Below are 16,584 nucleotides of genomic sequence, written 5' to 3'. Positions count from 1 at the left end.
AGTCGATGCGACCCCTTCGATCGGCGCAGACGATGGCGAACGTCCCTCCGGCGCTCGGCGGGCTTTGCTCAGGGAGCGCCCGTCGTACGAGAAAAGCCCGCCGCGGCCGGCATCGGTGGTGGCCCTTCGCCCTGCCGGCCTTCCTCCTGGTCTGCGCGTTCTTCCTGCTCCCGTTCCTGCTGAACATGCGCTTCGCGTTCACCGAATGGACCGGCTATGCCGAAGACATCAGCTGGAACGGCCTCGACAACCTACGGAGCATGGCCGACCAGGGCATCCTGGCAGGGGCGCTCGAGGCCACACTCACGTACGCGGTCATGGCCATGATCGTCCAGAACGCCTTCAGCCTCACCCTGGCCCTGGCACTGCAGCGTTCCGATCGGGTCAACAGCGTCTTCCGCGCCGTGTTCTTCCTGCCGGTCCTCATCGCACCGGTCGCCGCGGGATACATCTGGTCCGCCATCGTCGCCCCGGCAGGACCACTCAACAGGGCCATCGGCCTGGTCGTACCGGGCTTCGACTACGCCTGGCTGGGGCACGGCTTCAGCGCGTTGGCCACCACAGCATTCATCGACGCCTGGAAGTGGAGTGGGTTGACGACGTTGGTCTACATCGCCGGACTCAACGCGATACCACGGTCCGTCATCGAATCCGCGACGGTGGACGGCGCGAACGCCTGGCAGCGCTTCTGGCGTATCCGCCTTCGCCTCCTGGCGCCGGCCTTCACGTTCACGATCGTTGTGACACTTATCGGAGCGCTGAGCGCCTTCGACATCATCATGGCGACGACCCGTGGAGGTCCCGGCGATTCCACCACGGTGCTCAACATCGCGGTGTTCACGCAGTACGGCGGGGGCTTCTTCGGAACCGCGAGCGCGTTGAGCCTGGTGGTGACCGCGTTGGTGGCCGCGATCGCCCTTCCGCTGATCGCGTTCCTGCGCAGTCGCGAGATCGAGGCGTGATGGCCGGCATCGCTACTAGCTCTCGGCCTCAGCCTCAGGCGGTGGTTCGCCGACGTCCAGCAGTCCGTGCCGGTCGGAAAGGGCTCCGGGAGATCACCCGAGTCGTGCTCCTGACGACTGTTGCTGCGGGCTGGATCGGAATCCCGCTGTGGCTCCTGCTGGTGAACTCGGTCAAGCCCCTCAGAGAGGCCAGTGTGCTGGGGCTCGGGCTGCCGAAAGCCTGGAGCCTTACCGACAACTACTCCACGGTCATCCACGAGGGCCGTTACGGCACGGCCGTCATGAACAGCGTTCTCATCGCCGTGCCGACCATCGCCTCGGCGGTACTTCTCGGTTCGCTGGCGGCATGGGCGTACGCGAGATCGCGCAGTACGACGATGAACTTCGCCTACAACCTCACGGTGCTGTCGATCCTGCTTCCGCCGGCCGTCCTCCCGACCATCTATGAGCTGCAGCTGACCGGCCTGGACGGCACGCGGCTCGGCTACTTCCTCGTGATGACCGGGACCCGCCTGGGAACGGTCGTCTTCCTCGCCACCGGTTTCATCCGGGCGATGCCGGCCGAACTGGAGGACGCCGCGGAGGTCGACGGCGCGGGCAGACTTCAGATCTACCGGCACGTCATTCTGCCGCTGTTGCTTCCTGTGCTCCTGGTCGGATCCATGATCCTGATCGTCACCATCTGGAACGAGTTCTTCTTCGCGGCGTTCCTTCTCCAGGGCAGTGAAAGGGCAACGCTCCCGATGGCCCTCTACCAGTTCGCATCGGCGTCGCCGGACACGTCGATTGCGCGATGGAATCTGATCTTCGCGCACGTCGTGCTCACGAGCCTGCCGCTCGTCATCGCCTACCTGTTCGTCCAGAGGCGCATCGTCTCGGGGCTTTCCGAAGGCGCGATCAAGGGATAGGCCCTGTCCCGCGGACCAGGCCGCCGCTACCTGACCATGGACCTCGACCGTCAATAGGTCGCTCTTCCACCACTGATGTCATAGACGGCGCCGGTGGAGAAGCTGACGCGGTCGGAGGTGAGGAACGCGACGAGTTCGGCCACCTCCTCCGGGCGCCCGATACGTTGCATCGGAATGAGTCCGGTGATGTGTTCCAGCACGTCGGGGGCGGTGGAATCGTTCATGGGCGTGGCGATGACGGCCGGCGTGATGACGTTGACCAGGACGCCGCTGGTGGCCAGCTCCTTGCCGGCGGACTTGGTCAAGGCGATGACTGCGGCCTTGGACGCGGAGTAGGCGGACAGGTTGGGGTTGCCGTCCTTGCCCGCCATGCTGGCGAAGTTGACGACGCGGCCCCAGCCGCGCTCGCGCATACCGGGCACGAAGGCGCGCATGGTGTTCACGGTCCCGATGACGTTGACGTCGAGGACGCGGCGCCACTCCTCGGGCGTGGTGTCGACGAGCGGGGCGTTCGGTCCGACGATGCCGGCCGAGTTGACCAAAATGTCCACTGGCCCTATATCTGCAGCCAGTTGACGGAGCGCGGACTCGTCCGTCACGTCCACCCCGATGTCGGCTGCGGTACCGGCGAGGTCGAGGGTGGTTGTCTTGATGCCGTCGGTTCGCAGGCGTTCGGCGGTGGCGGCACCGAGTCCGCCGGCGCCCCCGGTGACGAGGGCGATCCTGGCAGGAGTCGTCATCATGCCTCTCCTGTGTGTCGTCAGGGGTGAGGAGCCGGGCGTCCGGTGGCCCGTATGACCGGCCCGTCAGTGGGATTCGCGGCTGAGGTCGAAGTCACAGCCGCCCAACAGGGCAAAGTCGTCTATGGGATTGGCCCGCAGTATCTCCTCCGTGGCCATAGCCGCCATGTTGCGGTCAGAGCATGGCCTTGGGCGGCACCTGCGTCTTGCCCAGCGACACCACCGGCAGGTATAGCGGGATGCCGCCCGCCTCGTACGCACCGTTGCCGTGAGCTCGTTCAGATGTGCGTTACAAGGGGGCAGGTCCGGCGCGGTGTTGGCGGTGGCGATCTGCGGTCCGTCGGCGAAGGCGTCGTCCGGTACGCCCCGACGCGTCCAGGCGCGGTGGATATAGGCGTGGCGAGCTTCGGAGCTTCACATGCAACTCTTTCCAATAATCGGTACGGCGGTCTAATATTTGGAACACCATGGACGATACGCAGAGGTTCGACGGACCGAAAGCCCCCGGCGGCAAGAAGTGCGATCCCCTGACACCGCGTTCAACTGAGCGCGAGGACAAGGGGCTTGTGGGGTCCGATCGGGTGCTCGCCGTTCTCAGGGAACTCGCGCGCCACCCGGAAGGCGCGGGCCTGGAAGAGCTGACGCGCGTGATCGCCAGCCCGAAGCCGACCGTGCATCGTGCCCTGCAGTCTCTTCGCCGAGCGGGTCTCGCCGACCAGGACGCCCAGGGGCGCTACCTGCTCGGGGACGAGTTCCTGCGCATGGCCTTCGCTCACCATGAGGCCCGCCCCGACCATGTCCGCGTACGGCCCCTATTGGAGGCGCTGGCCGAGCGGTTCAATGAGACCGCGCACTATGCGGTGCTCGACGGCCATGAAGTCGTCTACCGTGCCAAGGTCGATCCGCCCGCTGGCGCGGTCCGCCTGACCTCCACAGTCGGGGGCCGCAATCCCGCGCACGCAACCGGTGTCGGAAAGCTGCTACTCGCCTATGAGTTGAGGTCCCTCGCCGACGTCGAGGCCTGGATCGGCGACGACCCTCTGGAGCGGCGCACCCCGCGGACGCGCTTCACGGCCGCCGCACTGCATCAGGAATTCGAGACCACACGGGAGCGGGGTTACGCCCTGGACGACGAGGAGAACGAGCCCGGTGTCAACTGCCTGGCGCTGCCCGTGTACGCAATCTCGGCGACGGCCCCGTCCGGAGCGGTGAGCATCAGCGCGCTGACGTATCGCACGCCGCTGAACGCGCTGGTCGGCGCGTACGACGAAATCCGTGGGCTGCTCGGCCCGTTGGGAGAACCGCTCCGCTGAACGGCAGCCCTCACGGCCCCGACCGGCGAGCCCACCGTGGACCGTTTTGGCCCGCTTCACGCCTGAACTGCCCACCCGAATCTGGAGATTGAGCCCGTGTACCTCATGCGCATCGGTGCCGTCGGCGCCGAGAGGCCCGTCGCCCGCGTGGACGACGACACATACGTAGACCTGTCCGACGTCGTTACCGACTTCGGCGAGACGTTCTTCGGGACCGGCGGGCTCGACCGCGTACGTCCTGTCGTGGCCGAGCGTGCAGCGGCGGGCCAGGTGTTGAACCTCACCGGGGAGCGCATCGGCGCCCCCATCGCGCGACCGCACCAGATTCTCTGCATCGGCCTCAACTACCGCGACCACGCGGCTGAATCCGGGATGGCGGTGCCGGACGAACCGATCCTGTTCACCAAGTCGCCCAACACCCTCGTCGGTCCCAACGACGATGTGCGCATCCCGCGCGGCTCCACCAAGCCCGACTGGGAGGTGGAGCTCGGTATTGTCATCGGCCGGCGCACCAGTTACCTCGGCTCAATGGAAGAGGCGCGCGACGCCATCGCCGGGTACGTCGTCGTCAACGACGTCAGTGAGCGTGCCTTCCAGTTGGAACGCGGCGGGCAGTGGGCCAAGGGCAAGTCCGCAGAGACCTTCAACCCCGCCGGGCCCTGGCTGGCGACCGCCGATGAGATCGACGACGTCCTCGCGCTCGACATGTGGCTGGACGTCAACAGGGTGCGCCGCCAGAACGGCAACACGAAAACGATGATCTTCGACCCGTACTTCATCGTGCATTACCTGAGCCAGTTCATGGTCCTGGAGCCCGGCGACCTCATCAACACAGGCACTCCGCCCGGCGTCGGCATGGGCTTCGACCCGCCGCTGTGGCTCAAGCCCGGTGACGTGATGGAGCTGGGCATCAGCGGCCTCGGCGCACAGCGCCAGCGCGTCGTCGGGCCCCGGTGAGCGCGCGCCATGCGGGCATTCGTCGTCACTGCTCCTCGCACGTACGAAGTCCAGGACCTGCCGAAGCCGTCCGCGGCACCCGGCGAGGTTGTGGTCGACGTCGAACGGGTCGGGGTGTGCGGGACCGACTCGAGCTGTTCACGGGCGACATGGCCTACCTGCACCAGGGGTTGGCCGCCTACCCGCTGCGCCTGGGCCACGAATGGTCCGGCCGCGTCGCTTCCGTCGGGCAGGGCGTCGACGCCGGCTGGCTGGGGCGGCGCGTCACGGGGGACACCATGCTGGGCTGCGGGACGTGCCGCCGCTGCGTACGCGGTCAGCAGCACGTGTGCGAGCGGCGGGAGGAACTCGGCGTCCGCGGCCCCCGGCCGGGAGCACTGGCCGAGCAAGTAGCCGTACCGGCCTCCTCGTTGCACGCCCTGTCCCCATCCGTCGACGCCGTGCTCGGCGCCCTGGTGGAACCCGGCGGCAACGCCCTGCGCGCGGCCCGCGCCGCGGCGCCGGACCGGAATAAACGGGTACTGGTCCTCGGTCCCGGAACCATCGGGCTGCTGGTCGCGATGTTCGCGCGGGCCATGGGCGCCGACGTGCACCTCATGGGCGAGACACAGAGTTCCCTGGACTTCGCGGGCAGCCTCGGTTTCGAGCGGCTCTGGCGGGAGGGCACCCTCCCGGACCTTCCTTTCGACGCGGTCGTCGACGCTTCCAACGCTGCCCAACTGCCTGAGCTGGCAATGGAGTTGGTGGAGCCTGGTGGCCGCGTTGTCTACATCGGTCTGGCCCGCGAACCGAGCCTGATCGACACCCGCACGCTCGCGCTCAAGGACGTCACCGCGGTCGGTGTGCTCTCGGCGTCTCCCGCCCTCGACGCGACCGTCACCGCGTACGCGGACGGGCTCGTGGATCCCCGCCCGCTGGTGGGGGCGACCGTGGGCCTGGACCAGGTCGGGCCAATACTCGCCGGTGATCGCCCAGCGGGTGCCGGAGCCCGCCCCAAGATCCATGTCGACCCGCGCCTGGGCGGGGAGTGAGAGATGCGACGGCGGTTCGTGGAGGCTCAGGCAGACTGAGCAGCTGAATCGTGGCAGTGATAGGCGGTGGCCGAGGGGCGGCTCGTCAGCGCGGGGCCATGCGGACGGCGCCGTCGAGCCGGATGACCTCACCGTTGAGCATCGGGTTCACCACGACGTGGAGGACCAGCGCCGCGAACTCGGCCGGATCGCCGAGCCGCGCCGGGTGTGGCACCTGTCGGCCCAGGGACTCGCGAGCATCCAGCGGCAGTCCGGCCATGAGCGGAGTGTCGAAGAGTCCCGGCGCGATGGAGACGACCCTGATCTGATGCTGTGCCAGTTCCCGTGCGGCCGGGAGCGTGGGCCCGACCACCCCGCCCTTGGAGGCGGCGTAGGCGGCTTGGCCGACCTGTCCGTCGTAAGCCGCGATCGACGCCGTGGCGATGAGCACGCCCCGCTCGCCCGCCACTGGCTCGGTCTCGGCAATGCGCTGAGCGGCGAGCCGGAAGACGTTGAACGTTCCGACGAGATTGACCCGGACGACGCGCTCGAACTCCTCCAGGGGCAACGGCCCGCGACGTGACAGCAGCTTGCCAGGGGTGGCCACGCCGGCGCAGTTCACGGCGATACGCAGCGGTCCGAGCCCGGCGGCGGTGTCGACGGCGGCCTGTACGGACCCGGAGTCCGTCACATCGCAGGAGACGTACACCACCTTGCCCAGACAGGACAGTTCGGCGGCGACGCCCGATCCCGGGGACGTGGGGAGGTCCGCGATGACCACGTGGGCTCCTGCGGTGAGCAGCTCCCTGGCAACGGCGCGGCCGAGCCCGCTGGCGCCGCCGGTGACCAGGGCGACCGATGCGTTGGGGTTCATGGGTGGACCTCGGTGGGCGCGACGGGCACGACGTGGGTGGCGGGGCCGGGATTGCCGCGGGCGAGGTCGCGGCTGATGACCATGCGCTGGATCTGGTTGGTTCCTTCAAAGATCTGCATGACCTTGGCTTCCCGCATGTAGCGCTCCACGGGGAAGTCACGGGTGTAGCCGGCGCCCCCGAAGACCTGCACCGCCTCGGTGGTGACCCACATCGCGGCGTCCGTGGCGATGAGTTTGGCGATGCTGGCCTGTCGGCCGTAGGGAAGCCCGGCGTCCTTGCGGCGCGCCGCGGCCAGCACGGTCGCCCGGGCGGAGGTGACCGCGGCCTCCATGTCGGCGAGCAGGAAGGCGATCGCCTGGTGGTCGATGATCTTGCGGCCGAAGGTCTCCCGCTGCTGGCGCGTAGGTGAGGGCGTCGTCCAGCGCGCCCTGCGCCAGTCCTACGGCCACCGCCGCGATACCGAGCCGGCCGGCGTCCAGACCCTCGAGCGCGATGGCAAGTCCCTGGCCCTCCTCCCCGATGAGCCGGTCGTCCGGCACCCGGACGTCATCGAAGCGCATGGTTGCGGTGGCCGACCCGGTCAGGCCCATCTTGCGTTCCGGCGGATCGGCCTGGAGACCTGATGCGTCAGCCGGCACGAGGAAGCAGGAGACGCCTCGGGCCCGGTCGTCGGAGGTGCGCGCCATGACCGTGTAGAAGTCCGCGTGCCCGCGTGCGTCGTCCACGCCTTGGCACCGCGCAGCACGTACGCGTCACCGTCGCGCCTGGCCCGGCTGGTCATGGCGGCCGGATCCGAGCCCGCGTGCGTCTCGGACAGGCAGTAGGCCCCGAGCAGGTCGCCGGCCAGCAACTGCGGCAGCAGGCGCTCGCGTTGAGCGTCGGTGCCGTGCGTGGCCAGCGGGAAGCACGACAACGCGTGCACGCTCATCCCGACGCCGACGCTCGCCCAACGGGCCGCGATCTCCTCGACGACCTGCAGATACACCTCGTACGGCTGTCCGCCACCGCCGTACTCGACGGGGTACGGCAGGGCGAGGAGACCGGACCGGCCGAGCGTCCGGAACACCTCGCGGGGGAAGCGTTCCGCCGCTTCGTGTTCCGCGGCACGTGGCGCCAGGTGGCGCTCGGCGATCTCGCGTGTCAGGTCGAGGAGGTCCGCCGCCTCTTCAGTCGGCAGCAGGCGTGAGACAGGCATGGAATGGGGTCTCCGGATATCTCGTAAGACGCGGGAGGTGCCAAGAGGTGTCAGCGGCCGTCCAGTTCGTCACGGCGCTGCTGCCGCAGGACGAAGCGCTGGATCTTCCCGCTGGGGGTCTTTGGCAGCCGGTCGGTGAAGTGGACGGTGCGCGGGTAGGCGTGGGCGGCGAACCGTGACTTGACCAACTGCTGCAGTTCCTTGGCGAGTGCGTCGTCGCCGACCACGTCGGCACGCAGCACCACGAACGCTTCGAGCACCTCCCCGCGCAGCGCATCAGGCACTCCGACAACCGCGACGTCGGTCACCAGCTCGTGCTGCAACAGAACGCTCTCGACATCGAAGGGGCCGATGCGGTACCCGGCCATGATGATGACGTCGTCGTCGCGAGCGGAGAAGAAGAAATAGCCGTCCTCGTCCCGGGTTCCGGCGTCGCCGGTGAGGTACCACTCGCTGTCGGCGGTGAAGCGCTCGGCGGTCTTCTCCGGGGCGCCGGCGTATCCGGAGAACCACATCAGCGGGCTGTCGGCCACCTTGATCGCGACGCGGCCTGCCGTCCCCGCCGAGGCGGGCTCGTCCCGTTCGTCGTGCAGGATCTCGGCCGACCAGCCGGGCAGAGGCCTGCCCATCGATCCCGGCCGGACCGGGGAGCGTACGGCGTCGGCCCAGCCGTTGACGACGACCATGCCGTGCTCGGTCTGACCGTAGTGGTCGCGCACGGGGACCCCGAGCGTCTGCTCGGCCCAAGTGATGACCTCGGGCGTGAGGGGCTCACCCGCGGAGGAGGCGGTGCGCAGCCGCAGACCGTCCGGCACGGGTTCCGTGGCACTGCGCAGGCTGCGGTAGACGGTCGGAGCCGCGGCGAAGTTCGTGACGTCGAACTCGCGCATGACCTGCCAGGTCAGCGCCGGGGAGAAGCCGGAGTGCAGCATCAGGCTCCGGTGGCCCGCCGCCAGCGGGCCGAGGATGGCGTAGTACAGCCCGTAGGCCCAACCAGGGTCGGCGGCGTTCCAGAGCACGTCGTCGGGCCGGACATCCAGGCCGAACTCCAGGTATGCCTGGAACGAGGCCAGCGCCTTGACCGGGACGAGAACGGCCTTCGGTGTCCCGGTGGTGCCGGAGGTGAACAGCTGGACCAGCGTCGCGTCCCCGCCGACGGCGACCGCCCGGCCCGCCGGCTCGTCCCCGCGATAGGCGCCGAGCAGGAGGCCGAACGACAACTCGCCTTCGGCAGGTTCACCGCCCGCGACCACGACCTGCCACCGGGCGTCGGCGGGCATGTCCTCGCCGGGAGTGAGCTTGTGCCGCTGATCGGTGTCGACGACGACGGCCTTCGCCGCGCTCGCCTTTAGACGCAGGGCGATGGCAGGAGGCGCGAAGGCGGTGAACAGCGGGACGTGCACCGCCCCGCGGCGCCAGATACCCAGCAGCGCCACGATCAGGTCGGCCGACTTGCCCATCAGAACGGCCACGGCGTCGCCAGGGTCGACACCGATTCCGGCCAGAGCGGCGGCGCATCGCGCCGAGTCACGCCGGAGTTCGCCGAAGGTGAGATCGCGGGCCGACAGATCCGCCTCGACGACGGTGAAGGCCACGGCGTCGGCAGGGTGCCGGTCGCACAGCAACTCCGCAGCGCATGCCTCCGGAGAGTCGAACCGGGCCAGCAGTTCCCGGACCCGCTCCGACGCGGCGGCCGGAACGTCAGCCTCTTGTTCACCGACGGATTGACCGATGCTGCTCATGATCAGCCCCTTTCCTGGCGCGGTCGGCTGCCTCTTTGCGGTGGCGTTACAGCGACCTATGCTCCGGGTCACGTGGATGGCCGACTACCCCCGGAAAGGGGCAGGGGCAATGAAGCCCATTTCGGATATGTCGACTATATCGATGCGTCCTGACGATGGTGACGCGTTTCGGCAGGCGCTGTGACTGGCCCAGCGGCGCTGTGACTTTCCCGTCGCCTTCGGCGGCCCGGTCCAGGCTGAAGTCCTTCACCTGACACAGCACATCGGGGTTCAGACGGCGGGGCTGCGTGGACTCTCCGTCTTCGCCGCCACCGGCCTGGGTGGACATGTCCTCGTGGAGCGCCGCCCCGCCGCTGTGGCGGACTACGGATCGGACGACTCCATCACCCACGACTACGACGCCCCCGTCCTGGCGGAACGTATCCGCTCCGTCGTGGCCGTTCCCGTCGTCGTGTCCGGTTCGGTACGCGGGGTGCTGTACGGAGCGACACGCGCCTCGACGCCGCTCGGGGACCGCGCAGCCGAAGCCATGGTCGGCGCCTCACGGCAGTTGGCGACCGAACTTGCCCTACGGGATGAGGTCGATCGGCGACTGAAACTCCGGCTGGCCTCGGAGACCGGACCGGGCCGCGGCACGAGCCACAACGCGGCCGAAGAGATCCGCGAACTGCACGCGGAGCTCCGCGCCATCGCCCAGGCCGTGCACGACGACACGCTGCGCGATCGGCTCCTCGACGCCTCCCAGCGTTTGGCCGGCCTCGGCGCAGCACAGAAACCGCAGGCCCGTTCACCGCTGTCGCCCCGCGAGATCGATGCCCTGGCGCAAGTGGCCTTGGGATGCACCAATGCCGAGGCGGCCGCTCGTCTGTCTCTCCGGCCAGAAACGGTCAAGGCCTACCTGCGCAGCGCCATGCGCAAACTCGACGCCCGCACGCGGTTCGAGGCCGTGGTCGCCGCCCGCCGCGGGGGCCTTCTCCCGTAGTGCGCCGGTAGGTCCGTGACTCCGTGTGAATCGTGGCCTGACGTGTCGTCGCTCTCTGGGAGCCGCGGATGCCGTCGATTGTCGGACTGCTGGAACAGGACGAGGTCGCCGCTCGCCGTCGAGTTACTTGGTGCCGGTGCCTGGGTGTTCGGTCCGTGCTTTCTCGCCGTCGTGAACAGGCACATACGCCCCGCCTGCTCGTCGTCCTTGCCTGCGTCGCCTGCGCCGCCTTCCTGGCCCCCGCGGTCGAGACCCGGCCCCGCACCGGCGTCACGGCGTCAGCACCCAACCTCGAGGCGCCCGCCACCGCTGATGACGCCGGCGTGAGGCGGCTGATCACCTGCCCACAGTCGCCGAGCCCGTTCCTTCTACGCCCACGTGGGTCCGTCTCGGGCTGTGCGAATATCTATGCAGGGCTGTCGGGACAAGCGTGGGAATGCGTGCGCCACGGCGGCTCGAATGGCAGAAGACGACAGAAGAGGTGTCCCGTGGCGATCGTCGGCGAGGAACTGCGGATGATGACGCACGTGGCCCGGTTGTATCACCTTCAGGGCATACGACAGCCGGAGATCGCGGCGCGGCTGGATCTGTCACAGGCGAAGGTGTCGCGGCTGCTGAAGAAGGCGCAGGACCGGGGCATCGTGCGGATCACTGTGACGCCGCCCTCCGGTACCCACCCGGAACTGGAGGACGGTCTCCAGGAGCGGTACGGGCTGAAGCTCGCCCTGGTCGTCGACACCGCTCCGGACAACGAGCGCACGATGCTTGGAGATCTCGGCGCGGCCGCCGCGTACTACCTCCAGACGACGTTGCGCTCAAACGACACCGTGGGCATCTCGTCGTGGAGCGCCAGCCTCCTCGCCACGGTGCAGGCGATGCAGCCGGTCCCGGGATTGAAGGACGTGCGCATCGTGCAGGCGGTGGGCGGAATCGGTGACCCGGCTGCGGCGGGTCACGCCTCGCGGATGACCGGTCAGCTGGCGCAATTGGTGAACGGTGAGGCCGTCTACCTGCAGGCGCCCGGTGTGGCGGGTTCGGCGGAGAGCGCGCAGGCGCTGCGCGCGGACCCGTTCGTGTCGGCGGCCCTGGGGGAACTTGGCGACCTGGACGTGGCGCTGGTGGGCATCGGCGAGATCACCCCGTCCAGCACACTCGTCCGCAGCGGTAACGCCTTCTCCGACGAGGAGCGCGCCGAGTTGGAGAAGCTGGGTGCGGTGGGCGATGTGTGCCTGCGTTTCTACGACACTCAAGGCCGACCGGTCGAGTCCGAGCTGGACTCCCGGGTCGTCGGCATCACCCGTGAACAGCTTGCCGCCGCCCGCCGGAAGATCGGGGTGGCGGGCGGCAGCCGTAAGCACAAGGCGATCAGGGCGGCTGTGGCGGGCGGCCTGGTGGATGTACTGGTGACCGATCAGGAGACGGCTGCGGCCCTGATGGCCTGACCGCGGGTTCAGGCGCCGCGTGTCGGGGCGGTTCCGGAAGCTTGAAGACGCTGCGCACCGCTCACCAGCAGACGTAGCCGCCGTCGACAATCAGGTCGGATCCGGTCATGAAGGACGCGGCGTCGGAGGCGAGGAAGACCGCGGGGCCCACCATCTCCTCGACCTCGGCGATACGTCCGAGCGGAGTGTCGGCGGCGTACGCCTTGAGACGCTCGGCCACCTCGGGGCGCTGGTTCATGGGCGTGAGGGTGTAGCCCGGGCTGATGGAGTTGACCCGGATTCCGCGGTCGGCCCACTCCGTGGCCAGGCTCTTGGTGAGGTGCATGACGCCGGCCTTGGAGGCGTTGTAGTGGGCCTGCAGGAGTCCGCGGTTGGCGATGGTGCCGGACATGGAGGCGATGTTGATGATCGATCCGCCGCCGTGGGTGAGCATCACGCGGGCCTCGGCCTGGGCACTGAGGAACACGCCGGTGAGGTTGATGTCGACGACACGGCGGAAGTCCTCGGCGGGCATGTCCTCGGCGGCGGTGGCGTCGGCCACGCCGGCGCAGTTGACCGCGGTACGGATCGGGCCGATCGATTCGACGGCGGTGCGGACGGCTTCGGCCAGGGACTCGGGGGAGGTGACGTCTCCGCCGACGCCGACAGCTCTGCCGCGCGCCGCGATGATCCGGTCGGCGGTGGTCTGGGCGGCCTCGGCGTCGCGGTCGAAGCAGGCGACGTCGGCACCGCAGGTGGCGAAGCCCAGGGCGATGGCCCGGCCGATGCCGCTGCCCGCGCCGGTGATGAACGCGGGCTTGTCTTTGAGGGAGAACGCCTCGGGGGTGAAGGTCATGATGCGGCTCTTTCGACAGTGGTGAAGCGATGGGAGGCTGGCCCGGGATTTGGGTGATGCCGGTCGAGGGCGGTAGGGCAGGGCGGCTTTCGTGCGTGGGCCTACCGGTCTACCGGTCCCGGTTGGTGTCAGGTCCGCTTTCCGCGTGCGCAGGCAATCGCGTCGTGCCATCCGGCCATGCGGCGGTTGCGCCAGGTGTCGTCCTCGTGCGAGGCGAAGCGGGTGCCCTGCGGGGTGAGGGCGGGCAGGTCGGCGTCGTCCCAGATGCCGAGCGCGGTGCCGGCCAGGTACGCGACACCCAGTGCGGACACCTCTGGTCGGCCGGCGCGTAGCACCGGCCGGCCGACCAGCTCGGCCTGGAGCGCCATGAGGCGGTCGTTGCCCGTCGGACCGCCGTCCGCGCGCAGCTCGGCGACCGGGCCACCGAGGACGGTGTCGAAACGGGAGAGCGTGTCAGCCACCTGGAAGGCCATCGACTCGACTGCGGCACGTGCCACTTCGGCGGGGCCGGTGTCGAAGTCCATGCCGACCAACAGCGCACGGGCGCCGCGGTCCCAGTACGGGGCGCCCAGTCCGGAGAACGCCGGGACCAGGTACACCTCGGCGTCCTCCCGCGCGTCGGCCGCCAGGGCGGCGATGCCGGCCGAGTCGGTGCCGAGCAGTTGGGCGGCCCAGCGGATCGCCGTGCCCGCGGAGGCTATGTTCGCCTCCAGGGCGGGTGCGGCCCCGCCGTCCCGGGTGCGCCGCCAGGCCAGGGTGGCGGCGATGCCCTCGGCGGGCCGGTGGCCCTCGGGGTTGAGGACCATGAGCGAGGCGCCGGTGCCGTACGTGGCCTTCACCACCCCCGGGCGACCGAGACTCTGCGCGAAGAGCGCCGCGTGCGAGTCCCCGAGAACCGCCGCGATGGGCAGCCCGTCCGCGAGGTCCGGTACGTTCCGGGTGTGGCCCAGCTCCTCGCCGGCACCGTCCGAGGCGGCGATGCGGGGCAGTGCCGTACGGGGAATGCGGAACAGGTCGAGCAGGTCGGGATCCCAGTCGGCCTTGTCCAGGCTCACGAGCTGGGTGCGGGAGGCGCAGCCCGTCTCGGTGACGTCGGTGGCGCCACCGGTGAGCCGGTGCAGCAGCCAGGCGTCGACCGTACCGACGCGCAGCCGGCCGGCAACCGACCTCTCGCGGTTCGGATCGAGTCGGTTGAGCAGCCACTCGGCCTTGGTGGCGGAGAACATCGGGTCCACCGGCAGACCGGTGCGGCCGCTGATCAACTCACTCTCGGCCGAGGCGGCCAGTTTGGCGCACCGCTCGGAGGTCCGCCGGTCCTGCCAGCTGACGAGTGGCGACAGTGCGGCGCCGGTGTCCGGGTCCCAGACCAGGACGGCCTCGCGCTGGACGCTCAGCCCCAGGCCGACGATGTGCGTGCCCGCGGTGGCGGCCTGGGCGGCCAGTTCCTCGGCCACGCCGGTGACGCTGCGCCACAGCACGGCCGGGTCCTGCTCGACCCAGCCGGGCTCGGGGTACTGCTGGGTCAGCGGCCGGTGCGCGGTGGCGACCACCCGTCCGTCCTCCGTGACGAGGAGCCCCTTCGTCCCGCTGGTGCCCTGGTCGAGGGCGAGGACGGCGCCTCTGCCCACGGCACTCATGCCGCCGCTCCCTGCCCGGCGCCGGTCAGCTCGCGTGCGGCGCGGACGACGGCCTCGGTGTCGATGCCGAAGTACTCGGACAGGAAGGCCGGGCTCCCGGTCGGGGCGAACTCGTCACGCACGCCGAGCAGCTTCATCGGCACGGGAGTGCGGGCGGCGAGGAACTCCGCGACGGCGCTGCCGAGCCCGCCGTGGACGTTGGCCTCCTCGACGGTGACGATGCGACCGGTGTCGGCGGCTGCCGCGAGCAGCGCCTCTTCATCCAGCGGCTTGACGGTGGAGAAGTTGAGCACGCGCGCGTCGACCCCCTCGGCAGCCAGCTTTCCGGCGGCGGTCAACGCGGCAGAGACGGTCGTGCCCACACCGATCAGCGTAATGTCGCGGCCGTCGCGCAGGCGCGTGGCGCGGCCGGCCTCGAAGGGGACGTGGGGGGCCAGGTCGGGCACCTTGGTGCGGCCGATGCGCAGGTAGACGGGGCCGTCGTACTGGTGGGCCCAGTGCAGCGCCTCACGTGTCTCGGCCGGGTCGGCCGGTGCTAGGACGACCATTTCGGGCAGGGTGCGCATCCAGGCGAAGTCCTCGACACCGTGGTGGGTCGGGCCGAGCTGGCCGTAGGCGAAGCCGGGGCTCATGGCGCACAGCTTGACGTTGGTGCGTGAGTAGGCGACGTCCGCCTTGATCTGTTCCAGGGCGCGGCCGGTGAGGAAGGGCGCCGCGGCACAGACGAATGGGATACGGCCGCCGTTGGCGAGACCGGCGCCAACGCCGACCATCAGTTGCTCGGCGATGCCGACGTTGACCAGACGGTCCGGGAAGCGCTGCTGGAACTCCTTGAGGTTGGAGGAGCCGACGGAGTCGTTGCAGACGGCCACCGTGCGCTGGTCGGCCTCCGCGAGCTCGATCAGCGTCTCGGCGAAGGCCTTGCGGCAGTCGTGCAGTTCGACGGCGACGGTGGTGGTGCTCATCGGGCGGTCAGCTCCTTGAAGGCGGCGGCGGTCTGGTCGGTGGTGGGCACCTTGTGGTGCCACTCGACGCGGTTCTCGATGAAGGACACGCCCTTGCCCTTGATCGTGTCGGCGATCAGACAGAGGGGGCGGTCGTCGATGGCCCGATCCTCGCTCAGGGCCTGGTAGAGGGCCTCGTGGTTGTGGCCGTCGACGGCGCGGACGTCGAAGCCGAAGGCGGCCCACTTGGCGTCGAGCGGGTCCAGGCCCGAGGTCTCCTCGGTGGCGGCGCCCTGCTGGAGGCGGTTGCGGTCGACGATCACGGTCAGCCGGCCGAGGCGCTGCTGGGACGCGCTCATCGCGGCCTCCCAGTTGCTGCCTTCCTGGAGCTCACCGTCGCCCGTGAGTACATAGGTGCGCCGGTCGGAGTCGTCCAATTTGGCGGCGACCGCCATGCCTACGGCCACCGGGAATCCGTGTCCCAGCGGCCCGGTGTTGGTCTCCACCCCGGGCACCTTGCGGCGGTTGGGGTGCCCGTTGAGGGGCGACAGCGGCTCCATGAACGTGGCCAGCTCCGCCTCGGGGAAGAATCCGGCGTGCGCCAGGGCCGAGTACAGGATGCCCGCGGCGTGGCCCTTGCTGAGGACGAACCGGTCGCGCTCGGCCCACGTCGGCTCCTCGGGACGGACGTCGAGGACCGCGAAGTACAGCACGCTGACGATGTCGGCGGCGGAGAAGTCACCGCCGATGTGCCCCTGACCGGCCCGGCTGATCATCTCCAGATCGCTGCGGCGGATCGAGTAGGCCAGCTCCCTCAGACGCGCGGCGCGCTTTGCCGGGGGCGCCTCGCGCAGCTCGCGCCTGATGTCGGCGAGCCGCGCCGTGGCGCTGGGGACTGGTGCGAGAACCATGGGTGCATATCCATTCAGGTCTGCGTTACGATTCATTCGAAGTGAAGCTCGCGAATCCGAATGAGTCAAGAGGGCCGGACCCCAACGGCCCCAGAGAGAGCCGGAACACCGGTGAAAGCGACAGAGTCCCT

General features: G+C 69.4%; 13 protein-coding genes and 3 pseudogenes. 7 read left to right on the top strand and 9 right to left on the bottom strand.

What is annotated here, in order from left to right; genetic code table 11:
• Positions 1–5 precede the first annotated feature (5 nt).
• Both OG289_RS09160 and OG289_RS09155 read left to right on the top strand, forming a co-directional pair.
• The gene (locus OG289_RS09160) at positions 6–962 is read left to right on the top strand and encodes a carbohydrate ABC transporter permease (protein WP_327313516.1); all 957 of its coding nucleotides are present in this window, start codon (positions 6–8) and stop codon (positions 960–962) included.
• The gene (locus OG289_RS09155; RefSeq protein WP_327313515.1) at positions 962–1,870 is read left to right on the top strand and encodes a carbohydrate ABC transporter permease; all 909 of its coding nucleotides are present in this window, start codon (positions 962–964) and stop codon (positions 1,868–1,870) included. The genes OG289_RS09160 and OG289_RS09155 overlap by 1 nt, the downstream gene beginning before the upstream one ends.
• Before the next feature lie 50 nt (positions 1,871–1,920).
• Here OG289_RS09155 and OG289_RS09150 read toward each other — a convergent pair whose 3' ends face one another.
• Together OG289_RS09150 and OG289_RS09145 are read right to left on the bottom strand one after the other, a co-directional pair.
• Positions 1,921–2,613: an SDR family oxidoreductase gene (locus OG289_RS09150; RefSeq protein ID WP_327313514.1), complete on the bottom strand. Its 693-nt coding sequence runs from the start codon at positions 2,611–2,613 to the stop codon at positions 1,921–1,923.
• Between the two features lie 90 nt (positions 2,614–2,703).
• A pseudogene (locus OG289_RS09145) lies at positions 2,704–3,000 on the bottom strand (dihydroxy-acid dehydratase domain-containing protein); the annotation flags it as partial.
• 77 nt (positions 3,001–3,077) lie between these two features.
• Between OG289_RS09145 and OG289_RS09140 the strand changes: the two are divergent.
• The 3 genes and pseudogenes from OG289_RS09140 to OG289_RS09130 all read left to right on the top strand — a co-directional run bounded on the left by OG289_RS09140 (position 3,078) and on the right by OG289_RS09130 (position 5,911).
• The gene (locus OG289_RS09140) at positions 3,078–3,923 is read left to right on the top strand and encodes an IclR family transcriptional regulator (RefSeq protein WP_327313513.1); all 846 of its coding nucleotides are present in this window, start codon (positions 3,078–3,080) and stop codon (positions 3,921–3,923) included.
• A gap of 96 nt (positions 3,924–4,019) precedes the next feature.
• A complete protein-coding gene (locus OG289_RS09135) occupies positions 4,020–4,880 on the top strand; it encodes a fumarylacetoacetate hydrolase family protein (RefSeq protein ID WP_327313512.1) in 861 nt (286 codons plus the stop codon).
• Between the two features lie 9 nt (positions 4,881–4,889).
• A pseudogene (locus OG289_RS09130) lies at positions 4,890–5,911 on the top strand (zinc-dependent alcohol dehydrogenase).
• 85 nt (positions 5,912–5,996) lie between these two features.
• Here OG289_RS09130 and OG289_RS09125 read toward each other — a convergent pair.
• From OG289_RS09125 to OG289_RS09115, 3 genes and pseudogenes are all read right to left on the bottom strand, one after another.
• The gene (locus tag OG289_RS09125; RefSeq protein WP_327313511.1) at positions 5,997–6,764 is read right to left on the bottom strand and encodes an SDR family NAD(P)-dependent oxidoreductase; all 768 of its coding nucleotides are present in this window, start codon (positions 6,762–6,764) and stop codon (positions 5,997–5,999) included.
• Positions 6,761–7,960, bottom strand: a pseudogene (locus OG289_RS09120) (acyl-CoA dehydrogenase family protein). The gene OG289_RS09125 and the pseudogene OG289_RS09120 overlap by 4 nt, the downstream one beginning before the upstream one ends.
• 50 nt (positions 7,961–8,010) lie before the next feature.
• Positions 8,011–9,702, bottom strand: coding sequence for an AMP-binding protein (locus OG289_RS09115; RefSeq protein WP_327313510.1), 1,692 nt, complete (start codon positions 9,700–9,702; stop codon positions 8,011–8,013).
• A 184-nt stretch (positions 9,703–9,886) separates the two neighbouring features.
• Between OG289_RS09115 and OG289_RS09110 the strand changes: the two genes are divergently transcribed.
• Together OG289_RS09110 and OG289_RS09105 are read left to right on the top strand one after the other, a co-directional pair.
• Positions 9,887–10,684, top strand: coding sequence for a response regulator transcription factor (locus tag OG289_RS09110; RefSeq protein ID WP_442819072.1), 798 nt, complete (start codon positions 9,887–9,889; stop codon positions 10,682–10,684).
• Between the two features lie 68 nt (positions 10,685–10,752).
• Positions 10,753–12,126: a sugar-binding transcriptional regulator gene (locus OG289_RS09105; RefSeq protein WP_327313509.1), complete on the top strand. Its 1,374-nt coding sequence runs from the start codon at positions 10,753–10,755 to the stop codon at positions 12,124–12,126.
• Positions 12,127–12,187: 61 nt separating this feature from the next.
• On the opposite strand, the gene OG289_RS09100 is transcribed toward OG289_RS09105, so the two are convergent.
• From OG289_RS09100 to OG289_RS09085, 4 genes are all read right to left on the bottom strand, one after another.
• On the bottom strand, positions 12,188–12,961 hold the full coding sequence (locus tag OG289_RS09100; RefSeq protein ID WP_327313508.1) for an SDR family oxidoreductase: 774 nt from the start codon (positions 12,959–12,961) through the stop codon (positions 12,188–12,190).
• Positions 12,962–13,089: 128 nt separating this feature from the next.
• A complete protein-coding gene (locus tag OG289_RS09095; protein ID WP_327313507.1) occupies positions 13,090–14,598 on the bottom strand; it encodes an FGGY family carbohydrate kinase in 1,509 nt (502 codons plus the stop codon).
• Positions 14,595–15,563 (bottom strand): transketolase family protein, encoded by a 969-nt coding sequence (locus OG289_RS09090; protein ID WP_327313506.1) that lies wholly within the window; start codon positions 15,561–15,563, stop codon positions 14,595–14,597. The genes OG289_RS09095 and OG289_RS09090 overlap by 4 nt, the downstream gene beginning before the upstream one ends.
• Complete coding sequence (locus tag OG289_RS09085) at positions 15,560–16,453, bottom strand: transketolase (protein WP_327313505.1); 894 nt, start codon at positions 16,451–16,453, stop codon at positions 15,560–15,562. Before OG289_RS09085 ends, OG289_RS09090 begins: the two co-directional genes overlap by 4 nt.
• Positions 16,454–16,584 lie beyond the last annotated feature (131 nt).

The sequence above is a fragment of the Streptomyces sp. NBC_01235 genome (genome assembly GCF_035989285.1).
In the GTDB taxonomy this organism is placed as follows: domain Bacteria; phylum Actinomycetota; class Actinomycetes; order Streptomycetales; family Streptomycetaceae; genus Streptomyces.
The sequence above is the reverse complement of the archived record's forward strand: the minus strand, read 5'-3'. Positions and strand labels throughout refer to the sequence as shown.

Bases quoted from the DNA above. Each gene is read 5' to 3' on its own strand.
- OG289_RS09160 (WP_327313516.1), top strand. From the start codon at position 6: ATGCGACCCCTTCGATCGGCGCAGACGATGGCGAACGTCCCTCCGGCG.
- OG289_RS09155 (WP_327313515.1), top strand. From the start codon at position 962: ATGGCCGGCATCGCTACTAGCTCTCGGCCTCAGCCTCAGGCGGTGGTT.
- OG289_RS09150 (WP_327313514.1), bottom strand. From the start codon at position 2,613: ATGATGACGACTCCTGCCAGGATCGCCCTCGTCACCGGGGGCGCCGGC.
- OG289_RS09140 (WP_327313513.1), top strand. From the start codon at position 3,078: ATGGACGATACGCAGAGGTTCGACGGACCGAAAGCCCCCGGCGGCAAG.
- OG289_RS09125 (WP_327313511.1), bottom strand. From the start codon at position 6,764: ATGAACCCCAACGCATCGGTCGCCCTGGTCACCGGCGGCGCCAGCGGG.
- OG289_RS09115 (WP_327313510.1), bottom strand. From the start codon at position 9,702: ATGAGCAGCATCGGTCAATCCGTCGGTGAACAAGAGGCTGACGTTCCG.
- OG289_RS09105 (WP_327313509.1), top strand. From the start codon at position 10,753: ATGCCGTCGATTGTCGGACTGCTGGAACAGGACGAGGTCGCCGCTCGC.
- OG289_RS09100 (WP_327313508.1), bottom strand. From the start codon at position 12,961: ATGACCTTCACCCCCGAGGCGTTCTCCCTCAAAGACAAGCCCGCGTTC.
- OG289_RS09095 (WP_327313507.1), bottom strand. From the start codon at position 14,598: ATGAGTGCCGTGGGCAGAGGCGCCGTCCTCGCCCTCGACCAGGGCACC.
- OG289_RS09090 (WP_327313506.1), bottom strand. From the start codon at position 15,563: ATGAGCACCACCACCGTCGCCGTCGAACTGCACGACTGCCGCAAGGCC.
- OG289_RS09085 (WP_327313505.1), bottom strand. From the start codon at position 16,453: ATGGTTCTCGCACCAGTCCCCAGCGCCACGGCGCGGCTCGCCGACATC.